Consider the following 20004-nt stretch of genomic DNA (forward strand, 5'->3'; position numbering starts at 1 on the left):
ATGTGGTCGGGTGATCGGGTGATCGAGTGGTCGGCACTGTCGCCCGGATAGCGCTGGGCGTCCTGTTCTTGGCATCGGGGGCGTTGAAGCTGCGTGACCCGTCGTGGCCGGGCGCAGCCCGAGCCATGGGTGCGCCGCGCTGGACGGTGCCGGTTATTGCGCCCATCGAAATCGTGCTGGGAGCGGGACTGGCGGCCGGGGTAGCCGAGCCGTGGCTGGCGTGGCTGGCGCTGGCGCTATTGGCCGCCTTCAGCGGAGCGCTGGCGCTGGTGCTGCGCCGACCGCCTGACGACAGGCCTGCATGTGCCTGCTTCGGCCCCTGGTCCGCGAAGCCTGTCGGTGCCGGTTCATTGTTGCGAAATGGTGCGCTCGCCGTGCTCGCAGTCGTGGCCCTCGTCTAGCGCCTCCGACGCCACGCTGTGCTTGTTGCGCGTGGCTAGGCCACGCGGTGCTTGTTGCGCGTGGCTAGGCCACGCGGTGCTTGTTGCGCGTGGCTAGGCCACGCCGAGCACGTCGCAGATGAACGCCAGAATGAACGCCTCGTCGCGCCAGGCGTTGTAGCGACCTGACGGGCCGCCGTGGCCGGCGCCCATCTCGGTGCGCAGCAGAATCGGCTTGGTCGATGTCGTCGTGTCGCGGAGCTTGGCGACCCATTTGGCGGGCTCCCAGAACTGGACCCGCGGGTCGTTGAGCCCAGCGGTCACGAGCAGCGCCGGATGGTCGACGGCCTCCACGTTCTCATAGGGCGCATACGAGCGAATCGTCTTGAACGCGGCCGGATCGGCGGGGTTTCCCCACTCGTCGTACTCGGTGACCGTGAGCGGGATGTCAGGGTCGAGCATCGTGTTCAGCACGTCCACGAACGGCACTTCGGCAACCACGCCGCAGAACAACTCCGGCCGGCGGTTCACCATGGCGCCCATCAGCAATCCACCGGCGCTGCCTCCACGGGCAGCGATCCGTGCGGGGTCGGCCCAATTGGCTGCTGCGAGATGCTCAGCGCACGCAGCGAAATCATCGAACGTGTTCGACTTCTTGGCCAGCTTGCCGCCTTCGTACCAGGGGCGGCCAAGCTTGCCGCCGCCGCGCACATGGGCGATCGCGAAGAGAACCCCCCGGTCGAGCAGCGACAACCGCGCCGTCGAGAACGACGCCGGCATCGGCATCTCGTACGCGCCATAGCCGTACAACAGGCACGGCGCAGGCCCGCGGATGGCACTCGGCTTCCACACCACGCTGATGGGGATCTTGGTGCCATCGGGAGCCGTCGCCCTGATGCGGTCGGTTTGGTATGCCGTTAGGTCGACGTCGCCGAGCACCGGGAGTTGATCCAGAAGTTCTCGCTCACCGCTGTTGAGGTCCAGTTCGAAGATCGACGGAGGCGTGACCATCGACGTGTAGCCGAAGCGGTACCGCTTGGTCTCGTATTCGGCATTCGAGCCGCCGCCTGCCTCGTAGACGGGCTCGGGCATCTCGATCTCGAAACCCGGCCCCAGCGGGGATCCCTCGCCTGGGGAGCGGGTGTCGTGGACATGCATCGACACCAGTCCGTCTTGGCGCTCATGGACGACAGCGAAGTCGGCGAAGCAGTCCACGCCGTCGAGCCGGATCCCAGGCCGAGCGCCGATGAGCTCTCGCCACTGACGTGAGTCGTGCCCGTCTCCAGTCGGGAGCGGCGCTTCCATGAGTCGGAAGTCTTCGGCGCCGTCATTGGTGACGATGAGCAGGCGTTCGCCCTGGTGGTCGACGCCGTACTCGATGCCGTGGCGGCGTGCCTGCACCAGCAGCAGCGCTGAAGTCGGATCGTCGGCGTCGAGCAGCCGGTGCTCGGAGGTGGTCTTCGACTCGCACCCGATCCCGATGTACCGCTCGCTGCGGGAGGCCCCGACGCCGACCCAGAAGCGTTCGTCGTCCTCCCGGTAGACCTCGACATCATCGGCAGGGTCGGTGCCGACGACATGGCGGATCACCCGATTCGGGCGCTGTGCGTCGTCGGTGCGCACGACAAACATGGTCGAGTTGTCATTCGCCCAGACCAGGCCGTAGCTGAGGTCTGCCAGCCCGCAGCCCTCGGTGGGGACGCCGGGCGCATCGAGCACGCGGCCGCTGGCGATCTCGAAAACCGTCAGCGTGTACTTCTCGTCGCCGTCGGTATCGGTGGTGTAGGCGAGCAGCCGATGGTCTGGGCTGACTGCCAGGTCGCCGACGGCGAAGTAGTCGTGCCCTCCGGCCAGCTCGTTCTCGTCGAGCAGCACGGTTTCTTGGTCGTCAGTCCCGCCTCTGGGCCGCCGTACGTGGATGCCGTACTGGAGGCCCTCGACGGTGCGAGCCCGGTACTCCCATTCGTCCTTTGGCGTCGGCAGCGACTGGTGGGTCTCTTTGATCCGCGACTTGATCTCTTCGAACAGCGTCTCGCGCAGCCCGGCCATGCGCTCAGTGGCGACCTCGGTGTGGGCGTTCTCGGCTTCCAGATACTCCCGAACCGCCGGGTCGTCGCGGTCTCGGAGCCAGTGCCACGGATCGTCGGTGTCGGTGCCGTGCACTCGCCGGACGTGCGGCCGCTTCGGTGCCACGGGAGGCTGCAACATGGATTGCGCACCGTACCGGGCACAGCGCTCGCGCCGACGTTCGGGGCGGGTGGTGCGCAGCCATCGCTGCACCTAGCGTTGCACCGTGCCTATCTACGCGCTTGGCGACTACGTGCCCGACATCCACCCTGACGCCTTCGTGATGCCTGAGGCGATCATCATCGGTCGTGTCACGATCGGCCCCGAGGCCTCGATCTGGTCGGGTGCGGTTCTGCGCGGCGACGACAACGACATCGTCGTGGGCGCCGGCACCTCGGTGCAGGACAACGCTGTCCTTCATGTGACCGAGGAGTGGTCCACGACGGTGGGGGAGCGCTGCACCATCGGGCACCTCGCGCACATCGAAGGCGGCGTTGTGCACGATGAGGCGCTGGTGGGCACCGGTGCCATCGTGCTGCACGACGCCGAGATCGGCGAGCGAGCACTAGTTGGCGCCGGAGCCGTCGTGCCAGGAGGGATGAAGGTCCCGCCGGGCACCATCGCAGTCGGCACCCCGGCCAAAATCCGCGAGCACCCCGACACAGCTTCGCTGATCCTGCCGGGCGTGCAGAACTACCTCGACCGCCGAGTCCGCTACATGGGCGAACTCCGCCGCCTCGACTGATCCAGCGAAGCGACGCTGTGAAACTACTTGGAGATAGACCCAAGCATCTGGTCCCACGCTGACAGCGCGCCTTGGTCCCAGAACATCAAGTTCTGACGACGGGTATCGAGGTGACTCAGTGCATTCGCGACTTCTGGCGTAGTGTCAGGGCGTACTGCGATCACAAGTACGCAGACAGAACGTGTGAGGGCGGTATAAACCCATTCCGCGATAGCCTCATCGAAAGCTGGCGTTGCGTCTGTAGGAAGAATGACTAAGGGCCGTTCCAAACCCTTTATCTTCAGCATCGACTCGCACTGGGCCTCAAGTCCGTGTTGCCTCAACGTCACGGCCAACACATGATCACGGGTCGGAGGTTCGCATATCAACGACCAATAAGATCGTTCTGATGCGTTGCGTGCTTCAAAACTAGACATCGTAGCCACGGCGTTGACCATTTCCTTCGTGTCGCTAGCGTCGACAACAATTGGCCGCGGTCCAGGTACAGCTGACCGTCGAACTTCCGGAATCGAGCCGCTAGCCTCGGACTGCCTGGCAAGGATATTCTCTGCAAGAGGTTGCAGCGCTTCGCATACAAGCGCTGGGAGCCGATAGGAGCCGACGAGCGTCAATATTTCCCACTGAGCTCCTTCAATTCTAGGACGAGGGGAGATGCCAGCCGTGTGGATAGCCTGTGTGGTGTCTCCCGTAACAAACAGCCTTTGTGCCTTAATCGGCGTCCTCGCTAGTAGACGCAACTCCGATCGTGTCATGTCTTGCCCTTCATCCACCAATAGGTGCGTGATTGGGCTAGCCGAATCGCGAAGTCTGACTTGTTTTCCACTCGCCAGCGTGCTCTCGTAGTATCGCTGGGCGGCCAACCTTCTATACAGGCAGACTTGTGGGAACTTCGTAACATTGGCGCGAGCGACGAGTTTTGGCCATAGTTCCGCTCGTTGTCGGCGCGTCAGGCGCTGACGCCTCCCATGACGAGCCGTGATAGCAGGATCAACATAGCGCTCGTGCTCCCAAGCATCCATTCCGAGAACGACGAGTTCCAGCTCCTTGTAGATGAAGTCGACATCAAACAATTCGTTGGCCGACTCATCAAATGCACTTGCTTCCAGTCCGTCGACTTCCAGTACGGGCCTGTTGCTTGGAAGCGTCTGCCATACTCGCGTCGGAAGCTTATCTCGATTAAGAAACCTGATCTTGCAGTCGACTTGACGCGCGTTGGAAACGCTGAGCTGATAATAGCCGCCAATGTCAATCAAGGTGAGGTTTTGCGTCGAGGCGCTGATCCGTTGCTTAGTCCACATGATTAGCTGCTTAAGCATTGGCTTGTTGAACGTCGTTACCAATATGTGGGGTGGCTCGCTTGCCAAGGCACGTTCGCAGATGCGTACAACTCGCTCACATAGCACCATTGACTTTCCTGAGCCGGCTGCTCCAACCACGTAAGTTAGACGATCTTCGGGTTCGGCTGCCTTTTCTTGTTTCTTGTCGAGAATATGATTTGCAGCATCCGTCAGAGTCTCGACGTGACGCTCCAATAGCAAGAACTTGGGCCTTGCACTGACGGACCAGCTCGGTGGCTGCGGAGAGTGCTGACCAACAGAGGATAGAAGCGCTTCCCGAAGCGAGTTGAGTCGTTTGATTTCACCGTCCCACAGATCACCGAGGGGCTGCAGTGGTACTGCTTCCCATCGTGCGCTGGAAGATAGCGTTGTCGCCAGGTGTTGCTTACTGCTAGGGGACACTAGCCCTGATTATTCATGAGAATTCTGTTGGTCGTATTTTCGGTGTGCTTTGCGCCCGGTTTGGTGGTGTGGGGCTGTTGGGGCGTCGGCGGGAGCGTCGCAGGGGAGCCGATGGCCCTGGTTGTGGCGCTCAGGCGGCGCTCAGGCGGCGCTGGGGGCGTGGCGGGGCTGTCCCGCCGGGGGCAGGCGTCGCGCGGGACCGGTTGGCTGGGGGGTCAGCGGGGGTGGGCGATGGCGAGGAGCGCTTTGGCGCCGGGGTGCTGTTCGGGCAGGCGCAAAAGGACGCGCCGTGCGCTGTGGCACATCAGGGCGGGCAGGTGCCATAGCTGCCAGCGGAGCCGTTTGGGGGCCGCGCGGCGCAGCGCCCCGGTGAGGCAGGCGTTCTGGAACCAGCCGAGGGGCGCGAGGCCGATGATGCACATGGCGGCCCAGGCGCTGTTCGCGTGCCAGTCGGTGAACGGCATGCGCGTCAGGCCGCTGTCTTTGAGCCGGCACACGGCGTTCTCGATGTCGGCGTGTGAGCGCATCAGCTTGTCCAGTTGCACGGCGCTGCGGGGCTGGTCGGTCAGGAATCCCCAGTATCGGAAGTTCTCGCTGGGGAACAGGCTGCGCTGCGCTCCGGGGTGGCGCGGCTCGCGGCGCACCACCAGCCGGGTGCGGCCGGGCCAGCCCGACAGGTCCGCGAGGTCGGTGAGGTCGGTGACCTGAGCACCGCGCCGCTTGCGCTGGGCGGGCCGCTTTGGGGCGTTGTGCCAGCGGTCCGGGTCGCCCAGGCCGCCGCGGATCGCTGCTTGGACGCCCGGAGCCGACCGAGCTGACACCGCATAGCCGATGTTGCGGTCCCGCAGTGCCGCGGCGAGTCTGGGCGAGCAGCCCGCGGCGTCGATGCGCACCACCAGCGGGCGTTCCACGACGCTGTCGTCGTCGCCTTCGCGGTGGCCCACGGCGTCGGGCTCGGGCAGCGTCGCCACAGCGGCGTCGATCACCTCGAGGTGATCGGCGATGTCGTTCGCGGCGGCGTTGCCGGGCCGCTGCTTGATCCACAGAGGCTCCCCGTCCGCAGTGGAGCACACCATCGGATGGAACCCGAACCCGCCCTTGTAATGCGGCGCAGCTCCCGCCTTGTTCTCCGAGCGGACCTCCACCAGCGTCGAGTCGACATCGACCACCAGCGGCGCGCTGCGGTCACGGTCGGCCCACAACAGCTCGCGCACCGCTGCGGCCGCGCCCAAAAGCGCCGCGGCGCCGCCCTCGCCCAGGCCCGTGAGGGTGCGGTACAGCGTCGAGTCCGACGCCACGTCGCCGAACAGCTCCCGCTGAGCACGCAGATGCTCGATGTCGGTGCACGCCTCCCCGCCGCCGGCCAGCATCAACAACGCATGGACCAGCACCGCGCCCCGGTCATGAACCGGGGCCCGCTCGCCGCGTGGGGGCACCGCGGCCGACAGCGCCTCGGTCAGCCCGACCCGGTCCGCGAACCCGCCCAAAGCGAACAACCCCACACCCCACACCACACGATCCCCGCCGCCTGCCAGACGCGCGTTTGTGACACTGCTAAGTTTCACCTCGGAGATGCCCCCCTGAACTCGCGGATGCGTTCATCACAGACACGCATCGTCGCAGGTCAGAGGGGCCTTTCCGCGGACCCAGACAACCCAGTCCGCCCGACTCGTGAATAATCAGGGCTAGTAGGAGTTGGCGCGCGCCAATCTCGCGGTGTACCTGAGATAAACGTCTTGAGAGCTCCTTCAAATAGCGATTGTCGGATGAATTTAGAAGGAACGAACAAACAATGAGTATGTCGTCATATCCTTCAATGTCGCTCGGCGGCTCAGTCCAGCTGCCCAGGTTGTTATCAACTCTGACGTCTGAGGGCATGCTTTCAGTCAATCGCGACCATAGCGATTCGGCTGCCTCCAGCATGAAGGGACTGGTGTCTTTGCCGAACACATCAACTTGTGGTACTTGGTGGCCAGCATCCGCGAGGCCAGCGGTTACGGTCGCCGCTGCCCACGCAGTCGCTCCAGTCCCACAGCCCGCGTCATAGATAGCCATGCGGTTCTGACGATCACGAAGCAGAGGTGTCAGTGCCCTAATCAGATAGTGCGTGCGCTGAAGGTGATACCACAGGGCGTAGTGCAGACCGATACTTGGTCGATCATAGGCTAGATCGCGGCTTTGGCTTAGACGCCGGATTTCATTATAGCCTTCTCGAAGCTCGAATTCGCTCCAATTGCCACCATTCCACATCTGCTCACAGGCTCTGAGGCAGGCGTTTTCAAGAATTGGTCCATGCGCCCGCAATGCGTCGATTAGTTTGTCGTCTTCCACGCTTACGTCTACGCCGGTGGCGCGAATCCGTCGCGACCTTCGACCAGGCTAGGGAGCACTCGTCGGAGGACTTCGACAACCTGTTGGTAGCGTTCAGAATCCCATTTCATCTCTTTGGCGAGTTGTTTGGCGGCAGCACCAGTGCCGCGGACGAATCGACCCTTGCCAGCGTGAAAGGGTTGCACTACGAATCTCCGTACACCTGTAGCTGCTAGGTCGTCAGCGAAACGCTCTGCATCATCGACCGGTAGCAACGGAGTTAGTGTGATACCGGTGTCAATACCGAGTTTCGTGAGACCGGCAACTGCAACGAGGCGTTTCGAGTTGGTCGGACAGTGAGGCTCAAACGCGCGACGAACGACTTCTGAATCGGTAGTCACTGTAACGTTGACTTGGACAGTCCGAAACTCACGAATCAATTCGACATCGCGGGCCACCAGCGGACTTCGAGTCTGTATGGCCAGTCTTGGCTGGTGTTGTATCAATTCCTCGAGAATCGACCGAGTAAGTTTGAGCTTGCGTTCGACTGGTTGATAGGGATCGGTGACACTGCTCATGTAGATCGACTTACCAATCAGCGATCTGCGTTGACAGGCGCGACGAATGAGCGTCACTGCATTTTGCTTGGCCTTCACCCATTCACCCCAAGAGTCACGTAGCGACGTGTCTCGCGAAAAAAAGGCCGCATAGCAGTAATTGCAGCCAAATCCGCATCCTGAGTACGGGTTCAGTGTGTAGTCCCACTCAGACATGAATCCGCTTGCGGGGGTCAAGATCGACCGGGCGTCTACGAGCGTCGCCTCGGCACGGCCCGCCTGGATCTCCGACGCAGGCTGACCTAGAGGTGTCGACGTCCCGTCAGTACGCGCCTGAGCGGACGGCATCGGAAGCAGTGCTAACTGCTCATCCGGACCCATGTACGCAAGCTAGCCGGTGCGCCAGTCTCCAGGGCAGAGGTGACTAGTGGGCGATGCGGTGTTCCGCCGTCGGTGGGTGAGCTCTTCGCCTGTGATCTGCAGGGTGTCCAGTGCTGCGACCCGGGGAGCCTGGCCATTCGGGCTGGCGCACTCGCTCCTCAACCCCTCGTCGCTCCCATGCGTTTCGTGCAGAAATTGGTTGTCGGTTCGCGCGCGGTTGTGCGCGTGACGCTGCTTGCGGGACGAAGGCACGATTCAGTGCTGGGTTTGTGGCGGTCAGGGTCGGCTTCAGGTGCCATGAGAACAATGCCCCTCGACCGGCCAAGGATTCGAGAAGGCGTCGACACCGTCCCGCTCATCCTGCCGGGCGTGCAGAACTACCTCGACCGCCGGGTCCGCTACAAGGGCGAGTTGCGCTGCCTCGACTGATCGGCTCTCAGCCCAGGCGGTCCAGCGTCGACAGCAGCTGGCGTCTCGCGGCACTCACGTCCTGCGACTGTCCCTGTCGATGCCAGCCTGACGACCGTACTACCGTCACTCTGTTTCGTCTGACCATTCAGACCAGTCTTCGGCCGGCCCCCAGTGATCGGCTGCTGGCCATTGGGCGCCCGAGGCCGGCTTGCGTTCAGGCTGCGACTCCGTGCCCAACAGGTCTTCGACCTCGCGGACAAGTGTCGGCAGGCTCTTCTCGGCAACGTCCCAGACGAGACGACCGTCCACGTCTGTGTATTGGTGGATCAGCACGTTGCGAAACGCAATGATGCGCCGGAATCCGCTGATCTCGGCCACCACGGCCTCGTCCTTCTGTGCGAGACGCGACATGGCTTCGCCAATGATCTCGAACTGGCGCTCGACTGCTGCTCGCAGCATGGCGTCCGAGAGGTAGTCGGCCAGCGTCTTGTCGCCGATGAACTCCGTCAGCAGTCGGGCAGCCTGGCGGATGTCGTCGAGGTACTTCTTGGATTCAAGCCTCATAGACCGGGATTCTGGTCGTCTCGACGGCTTCCAGGAAGTAGGGGTTCTTGATGGCGGCGCGCACAACCAAGTCGACGGACCGATCGAACAGGTCTTCGAGAGCCTCAAGTAGGCCGAAATAGGTGTTCGAGTAGTCGTCGAGGGCGACGGGTTGGAAATCGACCAGGAAATCCAAGTCGCTGCGATCTGGGTCGAAGCTGCCTCGGGCGGCAGAGCCGAACAAGTCGAGACGCAGAACGTTGAAGCGCTTGCAGAGCTGCTTGACGGCATCGGTGTGGTCGGCGAGGGCGGCGGTCATGCTCGACTCCACGCGGATTGGCTCACATTCACAAGGTATCCCGCAGGTTGGGCCGTCACGCTGACAGCGCTGCGCACAGGACGGAGGCAGGACGGCGGCGGTAGCGTCACGGCTCATGAGCATGGGAAGCATCAACTTGGGACGTATCGGCATCTGGACGGGGGTGCTTGACGCGCTGCCGTCCGCGCAAGGTGTGGAATTCGTCGCCGAAGCGGAGGAACTTGGCTACGGGGCCTTCTGGGTCCCCGAAGCTGTCGGACGTGACCCATTCGTGGCTGCCGCCCGCCTGCTGGAGGGCACCAGCACCATCAAGATCGCCACCGGCATTGCCAACATCTACGCCCGCGACCCCATGACGATGGCCAACACGCTGCGCACCATCGACGAGGCCTTCCCAGGGCGTTTCCTGCTGGGCCTCGGCGTCAGCCACCACCACCTGGTCGAGTACATCCGCAAGCACGACTACTCCCGGCCGCTGAGCTACATGCGCGAGTACCTCGAGCGCATGAACAAGGCCCGCTTCATGGCCCACGGCCCTCAAGACTTGCCCGAGGTCGTGCTGGCGGCCCTCGGCCCGAAAATGCTGGAGCTGTCGGCCACTGCCACCGCCGGCGCCCACCCCTATTTCGTGCCGCCGGAGCACACAGCGATCGCCCGGGAAACCATGGGCCCCGACGCCGCGCTGTACCCCGAGCAGATGGCGATTCTGGACACCAACGCCGAGTCGGCCCGGACCTTGGCCCGCAAGAACATGGCCATCTACTTGGGCTTGCCGAACTACGCCAACAACCTGCTGCGGCTGGGCTTCACCCAAGCCGACATCAACGGCGGCCCCTACGGGGGACCGTCGGACAAGCTGGTCGACGCCATCGTGGCCTGGGGCACCGAAGAGGATGTCGAAGCCCGTGTGGAAGCCCACTTCGATGCCGGCGCCGACCACGTCTGCGTGCAGGTTCTGGCCCCCAATCCTGACGCTGCATTCGACGGCTGGCGCCGCCTCGCCCCCGCCCTGTGCGGCTGAGGCCCTGATCGGCGGCGGGCCGCATGGTTCTGGGTCGTGTGCACAGCCGCCCGCTCCCGGACAGAGGCACGGGTGGCGTTAGGCTGAACCCATGACCGACACCGCCGAAGCCGCCGTCGCCGTCGATCTGGGCAAGTACAAGCTCGGGTGGAGCGACGAGGAAGATTATGTCTTCAAGCCCAAGCGAGGGCTGAACGAAGACATCATCCGAGAGATGTCCGCGCTCAAGAAAGAACCGCAGTGGATGCTGGACTTCCGCCTGCGTTCGTACAAGATCTTCCAGCGCAAGCCCATGCCCAACTGGGGCGGCGATATGTCGCAGATCTACTTCGACGACATCTACTACTACATCAAGCCCACCGAAGGTCAGGTCGACGCCTGGGAAGAGCTTCCCGACTCGGTCAAGGACACCTACGAGAAGCTGGGCATCCCTGAGGCCGAGCGCAAGTACCTCGCTGGCGTCACGGCACAGTACGAGTCCGAGGTGGTGTACCACCGCAACCGAGAAGATCTCGAAGCCCAAGGCGTGCTGTTCAGCGACATGGACTCCGCCGTCAAGGAGTACCCCGAGATCGTCCAGCGCTACTTCGGCAAGCTGATTCCGCCGGGTGACAACAAGTTCTCGGCGCTGAACTCGGCCGTGTGGTCGGGCGGGTCGTTCATCTACGTGCCGCCTGGCGTCGAGGTGGAAATGCCGCTGCAGGCCTACTTCCGCATCAACGCCGAGAACATGGGCCAGTTCGAGCGCACGCTGATCATCGCCGACGAAGGCGCCACCGTGCACTACATCGAAGGCTGCTCGGCGCCGGTGTACACCACCGACTCGCTGCACTCGGCCGTCGTCGAGCTGGTGGCGCTACCAGGCGCGCGCATCACCTACACCACCATCCAGAACTGGTCGAACAACGTGTTCAACTTGGTCACCAAGCGCGCGGCCGCCTACGACGAGGCCCACGTGGAGTGGATCGACGGCAACATCGGCTCCCGCCTCACGATGAAGTACCCGGCCGTGTATCTGATGGGGCCCAAGGCCTCGGGCGAGGTGCTCTCGGTGGCCTACGCAGGCGCCGGCCAGCACCAGGACGCCGGAGCGAAGATGGTGCACGCCGCCCCCGAGACCACGTCGAAGATCGTGTCGAAGTCGATCTCCAAGGACGGCGGCCGCACCACCTACCGAGGGCTCGTGCGGGTCGAGGAAGGCATGACCGGTTGCCGCAGCCATGTGCAGTGCGACGCGCTGCTGCTCGACCAGGACAGCCGCTCCGATACGTACCCGTATCAGGAGATCGGCTCGCGGGACGCCGAGATCGGCCACGAGGCAACCGTGTCGAAGGTCGCCGACGAGCAGCTCTTCTATCTCATGAGCCGCGGTCTTTCGGCCGAGCAGGCCATGGGCATGGTCGTGAACGGCTTCATCGAACCGGTCACGCGCACACTCCCGATGGAATACGCCGTGGAGTGGAGCCGGCTGATCGAGCTGCAAATGGAGGGATCGATCGGCTGATGCGCAGCCCAAAGGACTTCTTCGCCCCGCTTGCACTCGGGGCGCCGCAGCCCTTGCGCGAGATCCCCTTCCGGCCCTCGCGGATGATCCACTTCTTCGATCCGTCCAACGAGCGAATGCGGGCCAAGGTGCTCGACATCGCGCCCGGCGTGGACGTTCTGTTGGGCAACCTCGAGGACGCGGTATCCGCCGACAACAAGGGCGCGGCCCGCAATGGGCTCATCGAGATCGGCAAGGCATGGGAGCCCGGCAGCACGCAGCTGTGGACCCGGGTCAACAGCCTCGACTCGCCGTGGTTCCTCGACGACATCTGGGCGCTGTGTCACGAGATCGGCGACAAGCTCGATGTGATCATGGTGCCCAAGGTCGAGGGCCCCGAAGACATTCACTACGTCGATCGGCTGCTCGCACAGATTGAGGCTCGCGTCGGGCTCGATCGGCCGCTGCTGGTGCATGCCATCTTGGAGACCGCTCGGGGAGTGGCCAACGTCGAGACCATCTGCCTGGCCAGCCCGCGCATGCAGGGGCTGTCGCTTGGTCCCGCCGACTTGGCCGCGGACCGCCGGATGAAGACGACGCGCGTGGGCGGCGGCCACCCCGGCTACCTCGTCCGCACCGATCCAGAAGCGGGCGCCGACGACGCCGCGCGCACCGCCTTCCAGCAGGATCTGTGGCACTACACACTGGCCCGGATGGTGGACGCCTGCGGAACCGCAGGGATCCTGCCGTACTACGGGCCCTTCGGCGACATCGCCGATGCCGTGGGCTGCGAGGACCAATTCCGCAACGCGTACCTGCTGGGCTGCGTGGGGGCGTGGAGCCTGCATCCCAGCCAGATCGCCATCGCCAAGCGTGTGTTCAGCCCCGAACCAGCCGAGGTTGCGTGGGCGCAGCGGGTGGTGACCGAGATGGGCGACGGCACGGGCGCCGTCATGATCGACGGCAAGATGCAGGACGACGCCACCGTCAAGCAGTGCCGCGTCGTGTTGAAGCTGGCCCACGATCTGTCCGCTGGCGACCCTGAGCTGGCTGACGCGTACGGCCTCAGCAACGCATGAGCCCTGCGAACCCCTCGGAGGCAGCGGATCGACCTCGTCGGTCGGTTCTGTATATGCCGGCCGCCAACGCCCGGGCGTTGGAGAAGGCCAAGGGAATCGACGCCGACGCGCTGATCTTCGATCTCGAAGATGCCGTTGCGCCCGACGCCAAGGAAGCTGCACGGCACGGCGCCTGCGCCGCAGCGGCATCGGGCGAATACGGGTACCGCGAATTGACCATTCGCTGCAACAGCCTCGACACGCCCTGGGGCCGCGAGGACGTGCTGACGGCGGGCGCCGCTGCGCCATCCGCGGTCGTGATCCCCAAAGTGTCGGGCGCGGCAGACCTCGCCGCCGTCGCCGAGCTGCTCGAGGCGTCGGGCGCGACCGACGCAACCCGCATCTGGGCCATGATCGAGACGCCTGCGGGCATCGCGAACGCCCGCGAGATCGCTGCGTTCGAGCGCACCGGCGCCGTCGTGATGGGAACCAACGACATGGCCAAAGAGCTGCGGGCCACGATCACCGCAGACCGTGCGACGCTGGTGCCGCATCTGGCGAGCTGCCTGGTGGCTGCCCGGGAGGCCGGTGTCGTGGCATTCGACGGCGTGTACAACGACATCGCGAACGCTGACGGCTTCGCCGCAGTGTGCCTGCAAGGTGCGCAGATGGGCTTCGACGGCAAGACGCTGATCCATCCCAGCCAAGTGGGCCCCTGCAACGACATCTTTTCGCCCAGCCTCGACGAGCTCGAATTCCATCGCAAGGTGATCGCCGCGTTCGATGAAGCAGTGGCCGATGGCCGCGGCGTGGTCACCGTCGAGGGCAGAATGATTGAGAACCTGCATGTGGACGAGGCTCGGCGGGCGATAGTGCTCGCCGAGGCCATCGCGGAACGCTGAGGGAGACGCTGGCCGTGCCGATGCGTACGAACTGTCGCCACTACGAAACCCGTACGTACCCGAACGGTGACACCGTGCGCAAATGCAACCTCGACCTCGCCCCCGAGGCTCCGTGGCGGTGCCCCGAGGACTGTCCGTCGTACTCGCCCCGACGGCTCGATGCCGGCTGGCAGTACGGCTCGCTCGGCCTGCAGAACTTCGCCAAGGAGCCCGAGAGCATCGGTATGGACGACTCCATCGGCGATCTCCTCGACGCCGCTGAGGACATCGTGAACGAAGCCGTTCCGCGCATCGTCGCCGAAGTTGCCGCTGAGAAAAAACGTCCGAAGAGGCTGCGTGGCAAGACGCGTAGCCGCGGCAGCGCGAAGCGCCGCAAGCGCAAGCGTCGCAACTGAGGTCGCCGCAGGCGCGCCGGTAGCCTTTGCCGCAGTGTTCACAATCGAACTGGTCGACGCGCTCGACGGCTCCGACGCGTTGGCGAAGCGGCGCCGCGCCGCCGCCGAACGCGCCGTCGCTGCCGGCCAGCCGTCGTTCACTGCAGAGGAATGGCGCTACACGCCCATCGACGACCTCGACGTCAGCCACTACTCGTTCGGAGCGCCCGGCGGCACCGCGGGGCCCGTGGGCTTGCTGGGGGGCGTCGACGCCGCCGCCGCTGCGGTGGTCCGCATCACCAATGGCGTTGTCGTCGAGGCAACGGTTCGGTGCGAAGGCATCAGCGTGTGCACGCTCGGCGACGGAGCCGAAGACCTCATGGGCATCGTCGCTGCCGACGGTCCCGATGTGTTCGGCGACTGGAACCTCGCGCTCGCGAGTGCCCCGATCGCGATCCGCATCGATCCGCGCGCTGTCGTGCGGGCACCGATCATCGTGCATTGCCACACCGATGCCGACGCCTTGGCCTGGTTCCCGAGGCTCGTCGTGGACGCTGGCCGCACCAGCGAAGCCACGGTCATCGAGCATCACACCAGCGGGGACGGCCCGGCGCTCATCAGCCCGCTCACCGAGCTGAGCGTCGGCGATGGCGCAAATCTGGCGCACCTGACCGTTCAAGAGCTGGGATCAGCCGTCTGGCAGATTGCAAATCACTGCGCGGATGTCGGCCGTGACGGAAATCTTCGCATCGGGCATGTCGCGATGGGCGGCGAATATGCTCGGGCGCGCATCGAGACGACGATGACCGGACGAGGCGGTCACAGTGAGATCGACGCCGTGTACTTCGGCCAAGGCACCTCGACGCTCGATTTCCGCACGTTCCAGACGCACGTCGCGCCGCACACGACATCCGATCTGCTGTTCAAGGGCGCCGTCGACGACCATGGGCGGGCGGTGTACACGGGTCTGATCCGCATTGAGGCCGACGCAGCGCATGTCGTCGCCGAGCAGACGAACCGCATCTTGAAGCTCTCGCCTCATGCATGGGCCCAGTCGGTCCCGAATCTGGAGATCGAGAACAACGACGTTCAGTGCAGCCACGCGTCGTCGATCGGTCCCGTCAATGCCGATCAGCGCTTCTATCTCGAGAGCCGCGGCGTCCCCACCGACGTCGCCGAGGCACTTGTCGTGCGCGGTTTCTTCGGCGAGGTGCTCGAAGTGCTGCCGTCTGTGGAAGTGGCCGCATCAGTGCGTGACCGGATCGACCAGCTGCTCGACGACCCAGCCGAGCACCGAGCGGCATCCGACAGCGGAGCGGCAGCGTGAATGCCGAGCCGGCATCAGGGCGTGTTGCCGTGCTGTGCCGCCGCGACGACGTGCCCGACGGCGAGGCCCGTCGCTTCGACGTGGACGGGCATCGCATTGCGCTAGCCCGCATCGGCGACGCGTTCTACGCGATCGGCGACCGGTGCAGCCACCAAAACTATTCGCTGTCCGAAGGCTGGGTGTGGCCCGAGGATTGCACGGTGGAGTGCCCCCAGCACTCATCATGCTTCAGCCTCGAGACGGGTCGCCCCAACGTGTTTCCGGCGACTCAGCCGGTGCCGGTGTACGAAGTGCGTCTCGACGGCGACGATGTCGCCGTGGTGCTGCCATGAATGACTCCACCTACACCTTGCGCATCGAGGGCTTGTACGCCTCGGCTGGGGGACAAGAGATCCTGCGAGGCATCAATCTTGAGGTGTCGTCGGGACGCGTGCACGCGATCATGGGACCGAACGGCTCGGGCAAGAGCACCCTCGCCCACGTTGTGATGGGGCGGCCCGGCTACGAGGTCACCGCGGGCTCGGTCACCCTCAATGGCGTCGACATGCTCAGCCTCGCGCCGTGGGAACGAGCACAAGCCGGGCTCTTCCTGGCAATGCAGCACCCCACCGAGGTGCCCGGTGTGTCGGCGGCGCAGGCCTTGGGCGAGGCCTTCGCGTATCGGGCGGAGCTCGCAGGCAACGATGCCGCTGGTGACGGCACCAGCAACGGCCACGATGTCAGCGATCGGCTGACGGCCGAGGCTGCCGCGGTGGGACTGAAAGCCGAGCTTGTGGCGCGGCCGTTGAACGTCGACATGTCCGGCGGCGAGAAGAAGCGCAACGAGACGGTGCAGCTCGCAGTGCTCGAGCCGCGCATCGCCATCTTGGATGAGCTCGACAGCGGCCTCGACATCGACGCGCTGAGAGCATGCGCCAACCGCATCGAGGCACTCACCAACGCGGGCCTCGGAGTGCTTGCAATCACTCACTTCAGCCGAGTGCTCCAGTATCTGCGCCCCGACGAGGTCCATGTGATCGTGGACGGCCAGTTCGTCGACTCTGGAGGGCCCGAGCTGGCTGATGCGCTCGAAGCCGACGGGTACGCGCGGTACCTGCCGGAGGCCCCCGAAGCAGGGGTCGCGGTCTCGATCGGGGACATCGGCGGGCTCTCAGGGCTGACCGCCGGGGGATCCGGCGCGGACGATCCGTTTGCTGACCCGTTCGCGGACCTGGCCTGAGCTGAAATCCGCCAAATCCCGAATCGGGAGAAATGCTGCTTGACGGGCGCTATGGGCGCGGGTCAGATGTGACTGGCGACCGTGTGCGGTCGCATGAGGGAGGATGGATGATGGCCCGAGAACTGCTGTCGCAGACTGAGTTGGACGAGCTCGCGGGCGAGTTGACCGGGTGGGATGTCTCCGCAGCGTCGTTGGCGCGCACCTACCGATTCGGCAATTTCGTCGAGGCGTTCGGATTTATGGCGTCCGCTGCGCTCGTTGCGGAAAAGATGGACCACCATCCGAACTGGTCGAACGTCTACAACTCCGTCGAGGTGTCGCTGAATACGCATGATCGTGGCGGCGTGACCGAGCTCGACGCCGCGCTGGCAAGAGCGATGGACAGCTTGGCGGGACGCACGGGATGACGACCGCACGATGCGTCTGAGAAGGCGCCAGCGGGATGCTGCTTCGTCTGACGCTGCTTCGTCTGACGCTGCTTCGTCTGACGAAGGGCGCGTCGTGCCGGCGCCGGTGGTGGAGGGCACCATCGAGCCACGGCCGGGGCCGCGGCGTCTGCTTCACCAGCTCTTCGAGATGTGGGTGCGCTTGCGTCCGGCCCGCGTCACGCTTGGCGTGCGCGGCCTCGTCGTCGACCCCAAGGGTCGGGTCTGCCTGGTGCGCCATACCTACCGGGACGGCTGGTTCCTGCCCGGCGGCGGTGTCAAGCCGCGCGAGACACTCGCCGGGGCGGCGGCGAGGGAACTGCGAGAGGAGACCGGAGTCGTCGTCGCCGAAACCCCCCGGAACGTGCTCGGCGTGTATTCCTCACGCCATGGGCACCGCAGCGATCACATCGTCGTGTTCGTAGTCACCGAATGGCGGGTGGAAGAATCGGTCTCACCCGAGATCGCCGAGGTGGCCTTCTTCGCCCCCGGCGAGCTGCCGCCCGGTACGACGCCGGGCACATCACGCCGCATCTCAGAGTGGATGACCGGAGTCCCCCCCGGCCACCGCTGGTAGTGGTCATAGACCGACGATGCGGCCAATCCAGCGCGGGCGCGTCGCGTCGGTGGGTCCCGTCACAAGGTCATGATGCTGTTCTGGCTGCGAACAGCCACATATCGACCGTGCTGCGGTTGTCGGCAATCCACTGCGATGCGAGTCTGCTCAAGGACGCTCCCGCGAATTGTTCGGCCATCGCTGCCGAGACGTCCAGCGGCGACAGCTTGACGGCTGCGAGCAGCGCCCGGGCCGCCGGGTTGGCCTCGAGGAAATCATTGTTCGCAGTGACCCGGATGTCGGCTGCGATCCAACCGATAGGACACAGCCCGTTCGAAGTGGACTTCGCCGAGGGACAGTGGCTCTGGCTGATGCGCGCGTAGCCGCCCGACCCATCGGCATCGGTTTGATCGAACTTCTCTCCACCGGGCAGAGATGCCGGATTCGAGTCATCCAGTATCCGGTCCATGCCCATCCAGTAGACGTCCACGCCGGGCTGGAACCCCGCGATGTACTGCGACGGTGTCCACGTGAAGATGATCGTGGGCCGACCAGCTGTAACTCGAGCCCGTGCTGAAGCAAACATCGCGCCGTAGTCACGTGTCACTTGCTGAATGTTGTTCCAATCTGACAATGCGATCTGCGACGTAATGATGTCGTCGCAGATCCAAGCAGTGGGGCAGCCGTAGATGTCGGCTTTGCCATTTCCGGGCTGGGGGTCCGAGATGTCGAACGCGTCAATCGCGTCAGGATTGGCATTGAGCTGGTCCAAGGTGTGCACGTTGTACTCGTCCGCGAACGACTTGGAGATCAGGAACCCTTGGAGGCCCCCGTCGATCATCTGCTCACCGAGCACTGTGACGTGGTCTCTCACAGTCGAACCGTCTGCGAGCTTCTGATCGAACGCCGCCGAGTGTTGGGGAAGCCAGGTGTTGACCCAGAAGTCGACGGTGCCGTCGGCGATTGCGGCGTGACCGGCTGGGGAGCCGCTCTCGTGGCGGGCAGGATCGGAAACGTTGTAGCCAAGTTCCGTGAGCAGCTGCCGGTAGAGCTCGGCTTGAAAGTAACCAGTGCTCCAGTTGGCGCGGCCCATCGTTACCTCGACCCCGTCTCCTGGGGTCAGGCTCACACCGCCACTGAGCACCTGCCGGGCGGCTTGGGCTGCCACCCCGAGCCGCGTCGAATCGCTGATTCGCTGCACCGTCGCTGCGGGCGCCTCGCGTCGGAGTTCGGTCACGATCGCCGTTGAGAGCTCGTCGGTCCCGCCGATCAGCACCGCTTGCGCCGGTTCGTGAGTGTCGAGGATGTCCGCCGTGGCCGACGTCAGCATGTCTTGTTGGGCGTAGAGCACCGCGGTGTCATCTCGGGCCGCAGCGAATGCTGCAGCAACGCCGACATCGTGGAGCGACCACCCGTTCGCGATCACCGCTACGGACGCGCCATCGATGAACGCCCGCTCTGCGGAGAGGGCCGCAGTCTCGATTCGTGTGGCGCCACCGAGGCGGCCGACGGCGGCATTGGGCGCTGCTAGTGCCAACTCAGCCTCGATGCTTGACGCTAAGGCGGCCGTACCGCCGACGAGCAAAATGCGCGCCGGTCGGCGATCCGTCACGACCGAGGTCGTGGGTTCGCCCAAGCTGTTCTTCGCGGAGTACAGCACCGCATCGGCGCCCCCGGTCGCTACCACCCCCGCAGCCGTACCTACGTCGGACAGCGACCAGCCGTTCGCGATGACGAGCGTTCCGCCCGTCGAATCCCCAAGCGACCGCTTCGCGGCGAGTGCGGCAGTATCGATGCGGTCGGTGCCGGCAAAGCGCTCAGTGGATGCACCAGGCGCGAGTTGGTTGAGCTCGCTCTCGATGTCCGACGTCAATGCGGCGGTGCCTCCAACCAGAAGAATGCGCGACGGCGAATAGTCCGACACGACTGCGGATGTCGGTTCGCCGAGAGTCTCGGTCGCTACAAACAGCACTGCGTCGCCTTCGCCAGCCGCGACAAGCGATGCCGCCGTGCCGACGTCTGACAACGACCATCCGTTGGCGATCACCAGCGTGACGCCGTCGTCCTGAGCTGCCGCGGGGGTCGCGACCACGGGAATGGCGACAGCGGCAAGGGCAACCGCCAGCGCCGCAACGATCCGGCGGGTAAGAGCGCTCACGAGCAGTACCGCCTCCTCGCGAGAGTTGC

Annotated in this window: 20 protein-coding genes; 13 read left to right on the plus strand and 7 right to left on the minus strand. The window is 64.7% G+C overall.

Annotation, left to right across the window (positions count from 1 at the left end):
* Positions 1-26: 26 nt before the first annotated feature.
* The gene (locus tag ACQY5K_RS00680; RefSeq protein WP_428119146.1) at positions 27-401 is read left to right on the plus strand and encodes a MauE/DoxX family redox-associated membrane protein; all 375 of its coding nucleotides are present in this window, start codon (positions 27-29) and stop codon (positions 399-401) included.
* A gap of 93 nt (positions 402-494) precedes the next feature.
* Here ACQY5K_RS00680 and ACQY5K_RS00685 read toward each other — a convergent pair whose 3' ends face one another.
* Complete coding sequence (locus ACQY5K_RS00685) at positions 495-2588, minus strand: S9 family peptidase (protein ID WP_428119148.1); 2094 nt, start codon at positions 2586-2588, stop codon at positions 495-497.
* An 85-nt stretch (positions 2589-2673) separates the two neighbouring features.
* Here ACQY5K_RS00685 and ACQY5K_RS00690 point away from each other — a divergent pair, with 85 nt between their 5' ends.
* Positions 2674-3192 carry a gamma carbonic anhydrase family protein gene (locus ACQY5K_RS00690; protein WP_428119150.1) on the plus strand — a complete coding sequence of 173 codons (519 nt, stop codon included), beginning with the start codon at positions 2674-2676 and terminating at the stop codon, positions 3190-3192.
* Between the two features lie 23 nt (positions 3193-3215).
* Here the strand turns inward: ACQY5K_RS00690 and ACQY5K_RS00695 are convergent, their stop codons facing one another.
* The 3 genes from ACQY5K_RS00695 to ACQY5K_RS00705 all read right to left on the minus strand — a co-directional run bounded on the left by ACQY5K_RS00695 (position 3216) and on the right by ACQY5K_RS00705 (position 8179).
* Positions 3216-4724: a UvrD-helicase domain-containing protein gene (locus ACQY5K_RS00695; protein ID WP_428119152.1), complete on the minus strand. Its 1509-nt coding sequence runs from the start codon at positions 4722-4724 to the stop codon at positions 3216-3218.
* Between the two features lie 422 nt (positions 4725-5146).
* The gene (locus ACQY5K_RS00700; protein ID WP_428119154.1) at positions 5147-6496 is read right to left on the minus strand and encodes an IS1380 family transposase; all 1350 of its coding nucleotides are present in this window, start codon (positions 6494-6496) and stop codon (positions 5147-5149) included.
* 774 nt (positions 6497-7270) lie between these two features.
* Positions 7271-8179: an SPL family radical SAM protein gene (locus ACQY5K_RS00705; protein ID WP_428119156.1), complete on the minus strand. Its 909-nt coding sequence runs from the start codon at positions 8177-8179 to the stop codon at positions 7271-7273.
* Positions 8180-8476: 297 nt separating this feature from the next.
* On the opposite strand from ACQY5K_RS00705, the gene ACQY5K_RS00710 reads away from it, so the two are divergent.
* The gene (locus ACQY5K_RS00710) at positions 8477-8608 is read left to right on the plus strand and encodes a hypothetical protein (protein WP_428119158.1); all 132 of its coding nucleotides are present in this window, start codon (positions 8477-8479) and stop codon (positions 8606-8608) included.
* Positions 8609-8713: 105 nt separating this feature from the next.
* Here the strand turns inward: ACQY5K_RS00710 and ACQY5K_RS00715 are convergent, their stop codons facing one another.
* Together ACQY5K_RS00715 and ACQY5K_RS00720 are read right to left on the minus strand one after the other, a co-directional pair.
* Positions 8714-9154: a HepT-like ribonuclease domain-containing protein gene (locus ACQY5K_RS00715; protein WP_428119160.1), complete on the minus strand. Its 441-nt coding sequence runs from the start codon at positions 9152-9154 to the stop codon at positions 8714-8716.
* Positions 9144-9452: a nucleotidyltransferase family protein gene (locus tag ACQY5K_RS00720; RefSeq protein WP_428119162.1), complete on the minus strand. Its 309-nt coding sequence runs from the start codon at positions 9450-9452 to the stop codon at positions 9144-9146. The genes ACQY5K_RS00715 and ACQY5K_RS00720 overlap by 11 nt, the downstream gene beginning before the upstream one ends.
* Before the next feature lie 115 nt (positions 9453-9567).
* Here ACQY5K_RS00720 and ACQY5K_RS00725 point away from each other — a divergent pair, with 115 nt between their 5' ends.
* From ACQY5K_RS00725 to ACQY5K_RS00770, 10 genes are all read left to right on the plus strand, one after another.
* Positions 9568-10473 (plus strand): LLM class F420-dependent oxidoreductase, encoded by a 906-nt coding sequence (locus ACQY5K_RS00725; RefSeq protein ID WP_428119164.1) that lies wholly within the window; start codon positions 9568-9570, stop codon positions 10471-10473.
* A gap of 91 nt (positions 10474-10564) precedes the next feature.
* Positions 10565-11977 carry a Fe-S cluster assembly protein SufB gene (gene sufB, locus ACQY5K_RS00730; protein ID WP_428119166.1) on the plus strand — a complete coding sequence of 471 codons (1413 nt, stop codon included), beginning with the start codon at positions 10565-10567 and terminating at the stop codon, positions 11975-11977.
* Entirely contained in the window at positions 11977-13035 is a 1059-nt protein-coding gene (locus ACQY5K_RS00735) for an HpcH/HpaI aldolase/citrate lyase family protein (RefSeq protein WP_419922458.1), read from the plus strand. Before sufB ends, ACQY5K_RS00735 begins: the two co-directional genes overlap by 1 nt.
* Entirely contained in the window at positions 13032-13916 is an 885-nt protein-coding gene (locus tag ACQY5K_RS00740) for an HpcH/HpaI aldolase/citrate lyase family protein (RefSeq protein ID WP_419922459.1), read from the plus strand. The genes ACQY5K_RS00735 and ACQY5K_RS00740 overlap by 4 nt, the downstream gene beginning before the upstream one ends.
* A 14-nt stretch (positions 13917-13930) precedes the next feature.
* Complete coding sequence (locus ACQY5K_RS00745; RefSeq protein ID WP_419922460.1) at positions 13931-14311, plus strand: hypothetical protein; 381 nt, start codon at positions 13931-13933, stop codon at positions 14309-14311.
* 34 nt (positions 14312-14345) lie between these two features.
* Positions 14346-15617 (plus strand): Fe-S cluster assembly protein SufD, encoded by a 1272-nt coding sequence (gene sufD, locus ACQY5K_RS00750; RefSeq protein ID WP_419922461.1) that lies wholly within the window; start codon positions 14346-14348, stop codon positions 15615-15617.
* Positions 15614-15949, plus strand: a complete 336-nt coding sequence (locus ACQY5K_RS00755) for a non-heme iron oxygenase ferredoxin subunit (RefSeq protein WP_419922462.1) — start codon at positions 15614-15616, stop codon at positions 15947-15949. Before sufD ends, ACQY5K_RS00755 begins: the two co-directional genes overlap by 4 nt.
* On the plus strand, positions 15946-16836 hold the full coding sequence (gene sufC / locus ACQY5K_RS00760; protein ID WP_428119170.1) for a Fe-S cluster assembly ATPase SufC: 891 nt from the start codon (positions 15946-15948) through the stop codon (positions 16834-16836). The genes ACQY5K_RS00755 and sufC overlap by 4 nt, the downstream gene beginning before the upstream one ends.
* 110 nt (positions 16837-16946) lie before the next feature.
* Positions 16947-17243: a 4a-hydroxytetrahydrobiopterin dehydratase gene (locus ACQY5K_RS00765; protein ID WP_419923511.1), complete on the plus strand. Its 297-nt coding sequence runs from the start codon at positions 16947-16949 to the stop codon at positions 17241-17243.
* Between the two features lie 94 nt (positions 17244-17337).
* A complete protein-coding gene (locus tag ACQY5K_RS00770; RefSeq protein ID WP_428119172.1) occupies positions 17338-17838 on the plus strand; it encodes an NUDIX domain-containing protein in 501 nt (166 codons plus the stop codon).
* Between the two features lie 67 nt (positions 17839-17905).
* Here the strand turns inward: ACQY5K_RS00770 and ACQY5K_RS00775 are convergent, their stop codons facing one another.
* Complete coding sequence (locus tag ACQY5K_RS00775; RefSeq protein ID WP_428119174.1) at positions 17906-19975, minus strand: glycine betaine ABC transporter substrate-binding protein; 2070 nt, start codon at positions 19973-19975, stop codon at positions 17906-17908.
* Positions 19976-20004 lie beyond the last annotated feature (29 nt).

The sequence above is a fragment of the Candidatus Poriferisodalis sp. genome (assembly GCF_965262965.1).
GTDB lineage: Bacteria > Actinomycetota > Acidimicrobiia > Acidimicrobiales > Poriferisodalaceae > Poriferisodalis.

Excerpts from the sequence above, each read along its gene's own strand:
- ACQY5K_RS00685 (WP_428119148.1), bottom strand. The coding sequence starts at position 2,588 with ATGTTGCAGCCTCCCGTGGCACCGAAGCGGCCGCACGTCCGGCGAGTG.
- ACQY5K_RS00705 (WP_428119156.1), bottom strand. The coding sequence starts at position 8,179 with ATGGGTCCGGATGAGCAGTTAGCACTGCTTCCGATGCCGTCCGCTCAG.
- ACQY5K_RS00710 (WP_428119158.1), top strand. The coding sequence starts at position 8,477 with ATGAGAACAATGCCCCTCGACCGGCCAAGGATTCGAGAAGGCGTCGAC.
- ACQY5K_RS00715 (WP_428119160.1), bottom strand. The coding sequence starts at position 9,154 with ATGAGGCTTGAATCCAAGAAGTACCTCGACGACATCCGCCAGGCTGCC.
- ACQY5K_RS00720 (WP_428119162.1), bottom strand. The coding sequence starts at position 9,452 with ATGACCGCCGCCCTCGCCGACCACACCGATGCCGTCAAGCAGCTCTGC.
- ACQY5K_RS00725 (WP_428119164.1), top strand. The coding sequence starts at position 9,568 with ATGAGCATGGGAAGCATCAACTTGGGACGTATCGGCATCTGGACGGGG.
- sufB (WP_428119166.1), top strand. The coding sequence starts at position 10,565 with ATGACCGACACCGCCGAAGCCGCCGTCGCCGTCGATCTGGGCAAGTAC.
- ACQY5K_RS00735 (WP_419922458.1), top strand. The coding sequence starts at position 11,977 with ATGCGCAGCCCAAAGGACTTCTTCGCCCCGCTTGCACTCGGGGCGCCG.
- ACQY5K_RS00740 (WP_419922459.1), top strand. The coding sequence starts at position 13,032 with ATGAGCCCTGCGAACCCCTCGGAGGCAGCGGATCGACCTCGTCGGTCG.
- sufC (WP_428119170.1), top strand. The coding sequence starts at position 15,946 with ATGAATGACTCCACCTACACCTTGCGCATCGAGGGCTTGTACGCCTCG.
- ACQY5K_RS00765 (WP_419923511.1), top strand. The coding sequence starts at position 16,947 with ATGGCCCGAGAACTGCTGTCGCAGACTGAGTTGGACGAGCTCGCGGGC.